The organism is Xanthobacter sp. BG11Y11_SDJG, assembly GCF_057364445.1.
Window position 1 is genome coordinate 1 of sequence record NZ_JBNFNU010000111.1, and the last position, 11,380, is coordinate 11,380.

General features: G+C 68.8%; 11 protein-coding genes and 2 pseudogenes. 12 read left to right on the forward strand and 1 reads right to left on the reverse strand.

All coding sequences use genetic code 11. The features are described from left to right. The first annotated feature begins 201 nt into the window (after positions 1-201). The 8 genes and pseudogenes from AC2W7M_RS11370 (at position 202) to AC2W7M_RS11405 (ending at position 6,746) form a co-directional block, all read left to right on the forward strand. Complete coding sequence (locus AC2W7M_RS11370) at positions 202-876, forward strand: peptidylprolyl isomerase (RefSeq protein WP_486132460.1); 675 nt, start codon at positions 202-204, stop codon at positions 874-876. Between the two features lie 381 nt (positions 877-1,257). Beyond that, positions 1,258-1,875: pseudogene (locus AC2W7M_RS11375) on the forward strand (carbonic anhydrase); the annotation flags it as partial. Positions 1,876-2,097: 222 nt separating this feature from the next. After that, on the forward strand, positions 2,098-3,129 hold the full coding sequence (gene moaA, locus AC2W7M_RS11380; RefSeq protein ID WP_486132461.1) for a GTP 3',8-cyclase MoaA: 1,032 nt from the start codon (positions 2,098-2,100) through the stop codon (positions 3,127-3,129). Positions 3,130-3,295: 166 nt separating this feature from the next. Continuing rightward, positions 3,296-3,610: a DUF2249 domain-containing protein gene (locus tag AC2W7M_RS11385; protein WP_486132462.1), complete on the forward strand. Its 315-nt coding sequence runs from the start codon at positions 3,296-3,298 to the stop codon at positions 3,608-3,610. A gap of 277 nt (positions 3,611-3,887) precedes the next feature. Then, the gene (locus tag AC2W7M_RS11390) at positions 3,888-5,045 is read left to right on the forward strand and encodes a hypothetical protein (RefSeq protein ID WP_486132463.1); all 1,158 of its coding nucleotides are present in this window, start codon (positions 3,888-3,890) and stop codon (positions 5,043-5,045) included. Next, positions 5,002-5,568 carry a DUF2249 domain-containing protein gene (locus AC2W7M_RS11395; protein WP_486132464.1) on the forward strand — a complete coding sequence of 189 codons (567 nt, stop codon included), beginning with the start codon at positions 5,002-5,004 and terminating at the stop codon, positions 5,566-5,568. The genes AC2W7M_RS11390 and AC2W7M_RS11395 overlap by 44 nt, the downstream gene beginning before the upstream one ends. After that, positions 5,565-5,849 (forward strand): metal-sulfur cluster assembly factor, encoded by a 285-nt coding sequence (locus tag AC2W7M_RS11400; protein WP_486132465.1) that lies wholly within the window; start codon positions 5,565-5,567, stop codon positions 5,847-5,849. The genes AC2W7M_RS11395 and AC2W7M_RS11400 overlap by 4 nt, the downstream gene beginning before the upstream one ends. A gap of 249 nt (positions 5,850-6,098) precedes the next feature. Continuing rightward, on the forward strand, positions 6,099-6,746 hold the full coding sequence (locus AC2W7M_RS11405) for a Crp/Fnr family transcriptional regulator (protein WP_486132470.1): 648 nt from the start codon (positions 6,099-6,101) through the stop codon (positions 6,744-6,746). Positions 6,747-6,770: 24 nt separating this feature from the next. Here AC2W7M_RS11405 and AC2W7M_RS11410 read toward each other — a convergent pair whose 3' ends face one another. Then, positions 6,771-7,973: an NnrS family protein gene (locus AC2W7M_RS11410; protein ID WP_486132466.1), complete on the reverse strand. Its 1,203-nt coding sequence runs from the start codon at positions 7,971-7,973 to the stop codon at positions 6,771-6,773. A gap of 141 nt (positions 7,974-8,114) precedes the next feature. Here AC2W7M_RS11410 and AC2W7M_RS11415 point away from each other — a divergent pair, with 141 nt between their 5' ends. The 4 genes and pseudogenes from AC2W7M_RS11415 to AC2W7M_RS11430 all read left to right on the forward strand — a co-directional run. After that, positions 8,115-8,459 carry a hypothetical protein gene (locus AC2W7M_RS11415; protein WP_486132467.1) on the forward strand — a complete coding sequence of 115 codons (345 nt, stop codon included), beginning with the start codon at positions 8,115-8,117 and terminating at the stop codon, positions 8,457-8,459. 688 nt (positions 8,460-9,147) lie between these two features. Further along, positions 9,148-9,840, forward strand: coding sequence for a hypothetical protein (locus AC2W7M_RS11420; protein WP_486132468.1), 693 nt, complete (start codon positions 9,148-9,150; stop codon positions 9,838-9,840). Beyond that, a complete protein-coding gene (locus AC2W7M_RS11425; protein ID WP_486132469.1) occupies positions 9,825-10,841 on the forward strand; it encodes a S1 family peptidase in 1,017 nt (338 codons plus the stop codon). The genes AC2W7M_RS11420 and AC2W7M_RS11425 overlap by 16 nt, the downstream gene beginning before the upstream one ends. 10 nt (positions 10,842-10,851) lie before the next feature. Continuing rightward, positions 10,852-11,380: pseudogene (locus AC2W7M_RS11430) on the forward strand (hypothetical protein); the annotation flags it as partial.

Below are 11,380 nucleotides of genomic sequence, written 5' to 3' on the forward strand. Positions count from 1 at the left end.
CCGCCCCGTCGGCCAGCCTGCGGAGTGAGCCCCCATGGTCGAGATCGTCAGCCGCACCGCGCCCCGCCCCGCCGGCCGCCGCCCGCAGGAGATCAGCGTGGATGGCGTCGCCATCTCCCGCGCCGACATCGCCCGCGAGGCGCAGAACCATGCGGCGCCGGACCCCGCCGCCGATGGCAGGCCGCCGCCCATGCCCTCGTGGTGCGCCAGTTGCTCCTGGCCGAGGCCGACCGCCTCGGCATCGCCGCCGTGCCGGAAGACGACGACGAAGACCGCCGCGAGACAGAGGAAGAGGCCATCATCCGCGCCTTGCTTGAAGAGGAGGTGAAGGTGCCCACGGCGGACGAGGCCACCTGCCGGCGCTATTTCGCTCGCAACCCGGCCCTTCACCGCACGGGCGACCTCTATGAGGTGGCGCACATCCTCATCGCCGCCGATCCGGCCGATGGGTCGGCCCGCCAGGGGGCGCGGAGACGAGCCGAGGCGCTTCTTCCCGCGCTCCTCTGCGGCGCCGTGGCATTCGAGACCGCCGCGCGCGAGGCCTCCGCCTGCCCTTCCCGCGAGGTGGGCGGCAGCCTCGGCCAGATCGGCCGGGGCCAGACCGTGCCGGAGTTCGAGGCGGCGCTGGCGGACATGGCGCCGGGCGCCATCCACCCCGCGCCGGTGGAGACGCGCTACGGCTTCCACATCGTCCGCCTCGCGCACCGCGTGGAGGGGCAGGCGCTGCCGTTCGAGATGGTTCGCGAGGCCATCGCCGGCCATCTGGAACTGTCCTCCTGGCACGCCGCCATGCGCCAGTACGTGAGCCTGCTCATCGGCCGCGCCGACATTCGCGGCATTTCCATGGAAGGGGCTCAATCGCCCCTCGTGCAATAGGGGGCCGCCATGCTGCTCGGAAGCCTCTTGCGGCGCCTGCGCGACGAACGCTTTGCACAGGAAACGCTCCTCGGCCTGGGCGATCTCTCCCTCGCCGCCCGCGCGGATGCAGCCGGGGCGCCCTATGGCGAGAGCGCGGCGGACTATGCCGCATCCGCCTGCGCCCGCTTCGGCGATCATGCGGGCGACGAGGACTGGCTGGCGCTGATGACCGCGCTGGAGCGCAGCACCGACCCTGCCGCCACCTGCCTCCGGACCATGACCGAATGGGCATTGAAGGACGATGCGGCGGCCGCCGCGCGGAAAGCCGAAGACGCGAGCCATGACGGCTGTGGCTGCGGCGGGGCGGCGGCTGCGGTGGAGGCCACGGCGGGGGTCACCATGGGCACCGCTGAGCGCCGCCGCCCCGACGGCATCCTCGACGAATTGTTCGACAACAATCTCGCCTGGGCGCGCGCCAAGACGGAAGAGGACCCCACCTTCTTCCGCCGCCTCGCCGAGCAGCAGGCGCCGCGGTTCCTGTGGGTCGGCTGCTCCGACAGCCGGGTGCCGGCCAACGACGTGGTGGGGCTCGATCCGGGCGAGATCTTCGTCCACCGCAACATCGCCAACGTCATCCATTCCAGCGACATGAACATGCTGGCGGTGCTGGAATTCGCCGTGGAGGTGCTCAGCGTGCGCCATGTCATCGTCTGCGGCCATTATGGCTGCGGCGGCGTGCGGCGGGCGCTGGAGAATGCCGCCGGCACCGGCGGCAGCGCGCTGGTGGACCACTGGCTCGCCCCCATCGTCGATCTCTATTGCCGCCATCGCCGGGAGATCGCGGCGGCGGGTGATGCCGCCCGGCAGGTCGACCGCATGTGCGAATTGAACGTCGCCTTGCAGATGCGCCGCCTCGCCGCCACGCCGGTGCTGAAGTCCGCGTGGGCGCGCGGCCACCGCATCACTGTGCATGGCTGGATCTACGGCATCGGCGACGGCCTCCTGCGCGACCTCGGCGCCACCATCTCCTCGCCCGAGGACTTCGCCGCCCTGCCGCCCCTCGATGCCCTCATCGCCGCCCCGGCCGAGCCCATGACCGCCGCGCGGCGGCACGCCATCGCCGCCTTCCTGGAGCTGGACGCGGACGCCTTCCCGGACCTTAGCGCCTGTAGCGCCGGCGCCTGCACCTGCGGCGCCTTCCCTTCGCCATCCGCCCGCGCGGCGGAGGAGGCCTGAGCCATGCCCACCCAGATCGCCCCCTGCCCGGTCCCGGCGTCTCCCTGCGCGCTCATCGACCTGTTCGGCCGCCGCATCACCTATCTGCGCCTCTCCGTGACCGACCGCTGCGATCTGCGCTGCGTCTACTGCATGTCGGAGGACATGACGTTCCTGCCACGCGATCAGGTGCTGACCATCGAGGAGATGGATCGGCTCGCCGCCACCTTCATCGGCCTTGGCGTCGGCAAGCTGCGCATCACCGGCGGCGAGCCGCTGGTGCGCAAGGGCATCATGGACCTTGTCGCCGCTTTGTCGCGCCATCTGTCCTGCGGCGCGCTGAGGGAGCTGACGCTCACCACCAACGGCACCCAGCTCTCCCGCCACGCCGACACGCTCGCCCGCTCCGGCGTGAAGCGCGTCAACGTCTCCCTCGACACCCTCGATCCCGCCCGCTTCCGCGCCATCACCCGCCGCGGCACGCTGGGCCAGGTGATGGACGGCATCCGCGCGGCGCGAGAGGCCGGGCTGAAGGTGAAGCTCAACGCCGTCGCCCTGGCCGGGACGACCGAGCACGAGGTGTTCGACCTCATCGACTTCGCCCATGGCCACGGCATGGACCTCACCTTCATCGAGACCATGCCGCTGGGCGAGGTGGGCGCGGACCGCATCGACCAGTATCTGCCGCTCGACCGGCTGCGGGCGCTGATCGAGACCCGGCTCGAACTCACCGACACGGCGGAGCGCACCGGCGGCCCGGCGCGCTACGTGCGGGTCGTAGGCACCGGCGGGCGGATCGGCTTCATCACGCCGCTGAGCCATTCCTTCTGCGAGAGCTGCAACCGCGTGCGCGTGAGCGCGACGGGGGTGCTCTACACCTGCCTCGGCCAAGAAGATGCGGTGGACCTGAAGGAGCCGCTGCGCACAGGCGGCGAGGTGCCGCTGCGGGCGGCCATCGCCGCCGCCATCCGCACCAAGCCGCGCGGCCACGACTTCGTCATCGACCGCGCCGGCACGCCGGCGCTCGCCCGGCACATGTCGGCGCTGGGCGGCTGAAAGCGGAGGCGCAGCGGCAGACGATGGCGCGCTGCGCAGAACCGACCGCAGACGGTTCAATCTCCCTGCGGCACCGCAAACCTTCCGGCAGCTTGCGATTGCGCAAATTGGCGAACGGCAGGCGGACTAGCCTGAAAGGGCGCTCCAGCAGACATCCGAGCCTGCCATGCAACTCCTGCTTCCCGACCCCATCGATGTTCGCGAGATTTCCGCGCGAATTCGGCATGTAACGATCCTATCGATCCTCGACCAGTTGAAGACTGGGGAGGCGGTGCGCATCGCCAGCGGCCACGATCCGCTGCCGCTGCGGCTCCAGATCGAGGCGGTCCATGGCGCTGCGTTCACCTGGACCTATGTCGAGCAGGGGCCGGAGGTCTGGCAGATCGAGATCGGCCGCGTGGACAATGCCGCCTCGGGATCGGCCCATGCGGACGCCGGCGACCCGCCGTCCGGACCGTCCTGCACCTGTGGCGGCCATTGAAGCGGTCTCCGCAGGCTGCGGGAGAAGGGCGCCATGCCGGCCGCCGCGCATTCCCACTGGACCATCACCTTCTTCGCCGTCGCGCTGGCTCTGCTGGCGCTCGCCGAAGGCCTGATGGTTGCGGGGATAGGCTATCCCACCGCGGATCTCGCGGCACCCGAGAGCCTGGTGGTGGTCCATTTCTTCGTCATCGGCTGGCTCAGCCTTGCCATGGCGGCGCCCTGCTCCAGTTCGTGCCGGTCCTGGTCTCGCGGCCTCTCGCCTTTGCCCCCTCGCCTTGCCGGCTCTCGCGACCGTCCTCGTCGGCCTCGCCATCCTGGCTGCCGGCTTTTCCGTCCTGGCCGGCTGGACCGACTGGACGCTCGACCTGATGCCGGTGGCCGGGCTGCTCATCACCGCCGGCTTCACGGCACTGGCCCTGATGCTGGCCGGGACCATGGGCGGGGCGGGACTCGTGCAGCCCTTCGGACGGTTCGTCACGGTCGGGCTCGCATCCCTGGTAGCCGCGCTCGTGAGCGGAACCGCATTTGCAGCGATCTTCGCGGGTCGCGCGGACTGGCTCGCGGCCATCGGCCTTCTGCCTAGCGGCACGCTATTTCATGCCCTGCTCGGGCTCGGCGGCTGGCTCGGCCTGACGTCCCTCGGCGTCGGCTATCGCTTGTTTGCCATGTTCCTTTTGTCCCCGGACCCGCCGCGTCGGCACATGGACGCCGTGCTGACCTGCGGGGCCATCGCCTTGCTTGTCGCAGCCGGCAGTCTCGCCGCCCTCGCTGCCGGCATCGATCCCGGCGATCCGTTGGCGATCGCGGCCGTCAGCGCCCTGGCGCTGGCCGCCCTGGCGCACTGCGGCGACGTTGCCCTGCTCTACCGCGCGCGCCACCGCAAGGGGCTGGAGATCAACATGCGCGCAAGCATCGGCGCCCTAGCTGCGCTGGGGATCGGCGCGGCGCTGCTGCCGCCGGCCGTCATCTTCGGCGCGAGCGAGCGTCTGGTGGCTGCATTGGTCTTCCTGCTGGTGTTCGGCTGGCTTTCCGGCCTGACGCTGGCTCAACTCGTCAAGATCGTCTCTTTCATGACTTGGCTGGAGGCCTATGGCGGGCAGATCGGCCGGCGCAAGGTGCCGCAGGTGGGGTCCCTCGTCGCCATGCCGCGAACCGCCATCTGGCTCGCCTTCCATTTCGCCGGTGTCGCGGCCGGCGCGGTCGCGCTCGCCTGGGGCGCGGCGGCCTGGTTCCGGCTCGCGATGCTGGCCTGTCTTGTCGGCACGGCGGGGCTGGCGGCCGAGATCGTGCGCATCCGACGCCTTTGCGAAATCGAGCCTTCGCTGCGGCCTCCGGACGATGCCCGTCCCCGCATTCTGCTTCCGCCGCGCCCTCCAGGGAGAACAGACAATGCCCCCCTCACCGCCCCCCGCCGGATCGACGGACAGCCTTGAGCCGGAGGCGCGCGAGCTGGACGTGCACCCTTTGCTGCGGGCAGGCCAGGAGCCGTTCGAGGCGATCATGGCCGCCGTGGATGCGCTGACGCCGGGCCAGAGCCTGCGCCTGCTCGCCCCCTTCCGGCCGGTGCCGCTGTTCCCGGTCATGGCCCGGCGGGGCTATGCGGCCGCCGACCGCCCGCTCGACAATGGCGACTGGGAGGTGCTGTTCTCGCCCCATGCCGAAATCGGGACAGACGTGGGACTGGCCGCGGGCTCCAGCCCCACCGCCGCGGCGTGGGCCGACCCGATCGAGGCGCTGGACCTGCGGGAACTCGATCCCCCCGAGCCGATGATCCGGATCCTGGAGGCGCTGGAGGAATTGAAGCCCGGCGACGTCCTGTTCGCGCTGCTGGCGCGCGAGCCGGTCTTTCTGTTCCCTGAACTGGCCAAGCGCGCGCATGAATGGGCCGGAAATTTCGAGGCTCAGGGCGGCGCCTACCGGCTTCTGGTGCGCCGCGGCGGGGGCCCGCGGCCATGACGGCGCTCATCGAGGCGCGGGTGCGCGCGGCGCTGACGACGGTGGTCGATCCCGAAATGGGCCTCAGCCTGACGGAACTGGGCCTCATCTACGCGCTGGAGGTCTCGCCTGCGGGGTCCGTCCACGTCACCATGACCACCACCACCCGTGGCTGCCCGCTCGCCGGCATATTGCGGGAAATGGTCGACGCAGCCGTCGCCGCGGTGGACGGTGTCACCGCGGTCGCGGTCGAACTCACCTATGATCCCCCCTGGACACCGCAGATGATGCGCCGCGCGTGACCGGCCGGTTCGCGACGCGCGCCCTGTCCCGCCGGGATGATGCGCCCGAACGGGCGCTGGCGGCACGGTGCGGGCGAAAGCCGCGTGCGCACCGGAGCGGCGGAACCGAGCGCCGCCTTGAATGCGCGCCGAGATTGCGGTCTTATCCGCCGGCGCCTTCCGGCGTCCTGCTTCTCCCCGTGCGCAAGGATCACCAACGACGTGGGAATCGATCGCAGCGTCCTGCGCGGCGTCCCGCTCTTTGCCGCCATGACCGACACGCAGCTCGACCGTCTGACCGCCCAGGCGAGCGCCCGGCGCATCCCCCAGGGCGACGCCGTGTTCGAGCAGGGCGAGACCGCACGATCCTTCTATCTGCTGCTGCACGGCCGCCTCAAGGTCACGCAGGTGACGCGCGACGGCCAGCAGATCATCGTCCGCGTGGTGCATCCCGGCGATCTCTTCGGCTTCGCGCGCGCCTTGAGCCGGCCGGACTATCCCGGCACGGCGACCGCGGCGGTGGACAGCCTCGTCGCCGCCTGGCCGGCGGATGCCTGGGACCGCTTCGTGGAAGACAATCCGCACCTCGCCATGAATGCGATCCGCACCATCGGCCAGCGGCTGGACGAGGCGCACACCCGCATCCGCGAGATGTCCACCGAAGAGGTGGAGCGGCGCGTTGCCCATGCGGTGCTGCGCCTCGCCCAGCAGGCAGGCGCGCGCGAGGCGGGCGGCCTGCGCATCGACTTCCCGATTTCCCGCAGGGACATCGCGGAAATGACCGGGACCACGCTGCATACCGTGTCGCGCATCCTCAGCGCCTGGGAGGCGAAAGGCCTCGTGGAAGGCGGGCGGCAGAAGCTGCTGGTCCGCGACATGGTCGCCCTGGCGCAGCTCGCGGAAGCCTGGGAGGCCTGAGCCGGCCGCAGGCTCTCCGGTGCATCAGGCGCGGCGCGCCGTGCTCGGCGCCTTCTGGGCGAGCTTGGGGCCCGTGAAGACGCCCCAATAGGCGATCGCGAAGCCGATGAAGCCGAACGACCAGCACAGTCCGGCCACGTCCAGCAGCAGAGGCGGCCCGGCACCGAAGGCGGATGCGATGCGTGCGAGGCTGCCGCCGACGACGAGCAGGTAGCAGGCCTGCGTCACCGGGCCGGCGATCAGCGGACGCCCCGTATGGCCGAGGCTCGCTCGGGACATGACGGCGAGCGTCAGGGTGCCGAAGGCGCCCGCTGTCCAGGCATGAAGCCCCGCCCCCGCCGGCACCTGCCCGAAGCTGGCCGCGGCCGAAAGCGCGAACCCCAGCGGCACGAAGAGGTAGGCGACGTGCAGGATGACCAGCAAGGGATTGCGCCAGGTTCGCTCGCCCGCCCAGCGCGCGAGGCGCACGAGGTGCAGCACCGCGCAGCCGGCGAGCGCCAGTCCGCTGGCGCGAGAGTCCGGATGCACGACCCACAGCATCAGCGCCAGGCCGGTCACCACCAGAACGATCTTGTCATAAGCGCCGAAGGGAACCGGCAGGCGCCCGCCGCGCTGGGCGAGCCAGTTGTTGGTGAAGCTCGGGATGACGCGGCCGCCGATCAGCGCCACGAGCATGAGGATTGTGGCGATGGCAAGCCGCCGCGCATAGACCGCCTCGCCGCTGAGATGTGCCTCGGCGTGGAAGGCGACATTGGTGGCGCAGAGCAGGCCGAGAATGGCCACGACCTTGACGTTGCGCCAGTTTCGGCCGGCCACGATCTCTCGGATGGCCGCGCCCGCGAGCAGCAGGAGGAAGAGCGCATCCACCGCCATGGCCAGTTCCCATCCGATCCAGGCGGAGACGGAAACGGCGACACGCCCGCAAAGCCACACCAGGACCAGCACGAGCAGCGGCGTGCCGAGGACCGGCAGACGGCCCGTCCAGTTCGGAATGGCCGTGAGGAGGAAACCGCCGATGGCAGCGGCCTGGTAGCCGAACAACATTTCATGGACGTGCCAGTCCACCGGCGCGAAGGCGGTGGGCACCTCGATGACGCCGGAGACGTAGGGAAGCCAGACCAGAATGGCGAGCCCCGCCTGAAGCGCGGCCAGCAGGAACAGGGGGCGGAACCCGTAGGACAGGAACGGGTGGCCTTCATAGGTCCTGAGCTTGGAATGGCGCGCCATATCCCATCGAACTCCGCGAAAGCGCGTCCCCGCACCCCGCACTCACCACGCAAGCTTGGGCACGGCGGGCCAAGTCGGGCTGGTGCGGCGGGGGCGCGCTTTGGTCATTGGTCTGCGGGAACTCTATGGAGGCAACGCGACATGGTGCGTGACAAAACGCAAACTCATCAATCATTGCCAAATGTGGCGACCTGCCCATCTGCTTGCGCGGGAGCAAAGACTGTGGTCGAGAATGAGGATGTAATTGCCTTCTGCTCCGTCCGCTTTCGACGGCAAGGATGGCTCGATATGAACCTCATCGCTACATCCGTCATTTCGACGCTTGCGTCTGTGGTCCTTGCACTCATCAGTGCGCGTCGGCAGCTTATCAGATTTGCTGGTGCTGAAATCTATGAGATCTGCTCATGGAGCGTCTCATTTGCCTTGCTTGCTGCCGTAATTGTTTTCCTGGAGCACACGCCACCCAGCCAATGGCAAGGATGGTGATTGACGGGCGCGACACCATCAAAAGCTGCCCGTGGGCGCGTTCGGCGTGCTGCGACAGGCCGACCCAAATACCGACCTCGCCTCGACCTCGCCTGTGTTCCCGGCTGCCATGAATGCACCGATGAACTTGGCCGTCGACCTCACTCAAATAGAAGCGAGGAGATCGCCGTTTCCTCCTTGCCCTTCGCCGAAGGCACGCATTACGGCAGAGCGTGAACCGATGAGATTTCGTTCGGAGCCGTGTCCTACGCCGAGGTGCTGAAGCAGATCGAGGATCGAAAGCGAAAGGTGGACACTCTGTTCGGCGGCCGCGCCGTTCCGTCACGGAATGCCGGAGAGACATGGAATTTTCGGGGATCTCCTCCATTTGGGGTATGCGGCTGCACCGCCCACGCTTTAACCTTCCGCTCAGCCACCCACCGGATTCCCATCGACAGCCTTCAGAGTGACATCAAAGCTCAAAGTCACCACAAAACGCTTCTTGTCGCCTGAAAACATGTTCGGTCATAGAATGGCGGTGTGGGGATATGTTTGTTTAATATTCGCCTAAATATAGTGCCGCCCGCTTGAAAATGAGATCTCGGGATTTATAATACTGTTTTATGAATTATTTTCTTGGAGCGGTTTCGGTCATTCATAGATTGAGGGTGCAGTTTGTTCTGACGTCATCCAACGAGCAGGAGCCGACGTGGAAACAGGCGCTGACTTTTTTGTAGGTGGCCGCGTCCTTCAGAATGTATCGCTCATCGCTATCGACGATATACCGGTCGTCGAGGGCATCGCAGATCTTTTTGACTTTATCTCGCAGCGCTGTGGGCGGGAGGTCGCGCTGCTCTTCGCAGAGCCGCGCCTGTCGCGCAGCAATGGCGCGGCGCATTCGCGCGTGGACTGGTATGCCCGCCATGAGGGCATCGTTCGCCCGCTTGAGGAGTTGGACGCTTCGTCGGCGCTCGCCGTCGCGCGGACTCTGGAGGCCCGCCTCGCCGCCCTGCGTCCCCTGATCTACGACGCCGCCAACGGCGCCCGCATCTCGGCGATGCTGAACGTGCTGTCGAGCGGCTCCATCCTCAGCGTCGGCGGGCAGCCGGTGCTGGTGGACTGGGGCATGCTCCCGGCCGGGATGGTGGACGATGAGGCCGCCCGTGCTCGCCACTTCGCCGGCATCCTTGGCCCCTATGCCGGTGACTTTCCGGCGCCGTGGGGTCTCGAGCCGAGTGGGTGCGTCGCTTTTCGTCGCCAGGCGCGCCACAGGCGATCCCCCCTGCGGCGGACTCCGGGGACGGGCCCAAGGCGGCCGCCGCCGCGCGCGCCGCCGCTGTTCCGGCAGCGTTGCCCGGCGATGCGAAGGGACCCAGCCGCTGCGCGGTGCTGGGCAGCGTAGGGGCGGGCATCGCTTTCGCACTGTCCTTCATACCCGGCGTGCTGGCCTTTCCCGGCGATAAATGGATCACGCCGGAGCATGCGCGCGCGCTTGAGGTCGCCCGCTCGGTTCTGGAGCGCACCAATCAGCGCATCGCGCAAATCGACGCCCTCCTGCTTCTCGATTGCCCGGCCTTCATGCAGCGCGAAGGCCGAAGCGCGGCCCTTCCGCCGCGGATGACGGCGATCGAACCGCCGCGGCCGGAACCGGGAAGCCCCACGCCCGGCAATCCGCCGCAGACGCCCCAGATGACGGGCAAGGCCGACCGCATATCCAAGGGCGTGGTGCTGGTGATCTCGGGGAAATACACCGGGTCGGGCTTCTTCATCGCTCCGGACCTGATCGTCACCAACCAGCACGTGGTCGAAGACCGGCGCGAGGCCAAGGTCGCAAACAAGGTCGTGGGGGTGGTGGATGCCCAGGTGGTCGCCACGAGCGGCAACGGACTGGACGATTATGCTTTGCTCAGGGTCGCCCCGCAGACCAACGCTGCGCCGTTCAAGCTCACCACCAGGTCGGAGCCGATGCAGAACGCCATCGCGGCCGGCTTCCCAGGTCTCGTCATGGGGACCGACGATGCCTTCGCCAGCCTGATCCGCGGCGACGCGTCGAGCGCGGCACGGCTGGTGCCGAACTTCACCGCCGGCATCATCAACCATCTCCAGCCGCATGAAGCCGCCGGCGTAACGTTCATCGTGCACAGCGCCGACATTTCCAAAGGCAACAGCGGCGGTCCGCTGGTGGATATGTGCGACCGGGTGCTCGGGATCAATACGTTCGGCATTCCGGCCGACGCCCGTGACCTGCCGGTGGTCGCTCGCTACGCACTCGGAAGCGACGGCATCGCGGCTTTCCTGTCGAGCCATTCGGTGACACCGCCCCTGGACGATGCCGTGTGCGGGCCACCGGCGCCTGCCGCCGGCGGAACCGCCCCTCCCGTCCAGACCCCCCGGCAGAACTGAGCCCAGCGCCATGTCCGAGGTCACCAAGGTCACAGAGACAAGCCGGCGCGGGCTCGAGCCGGTCAATCCCAAGCTGGTCGGCCAGTACGACCAACTCGTCTCGCTGCTGGCGAGCCGGCTCGGACCGGACCACGCCTATCTGTTCGCCGAGCCGATGCCGCTCGGCGCAATGGGGACGGGCGAGGCGGATACGGCCTGGTATGTCAAGGGCACGGGCGACGCGGTCCAGCTCGCCGCGCTCCCGCAGGAGGCCGCCAGCCGCGCTTATACCCAGCTCGTTCAGTTGCAGGCCGACATCGACGCTTTGGCCGAGCGGATGAGCTCCGAGGGCGCCGTGTCCCAGGAACTGGCCCGGTTCCTGCGCGATGCGCTGGTGGTGCCGGACGCCGCGCGCATCTACGTGGTGGACGGGCGTCCGGTGCTGGTGGACTGGGGCTACCGGCTGCAGTCGGGCATGACCGTGTCGGCGGCAAATGCCGCCGGCGCCCTCACCGGCCGCCGGCCCTCGGACCGCAGCCTCGCCGCCGCGTCAGGCGGCG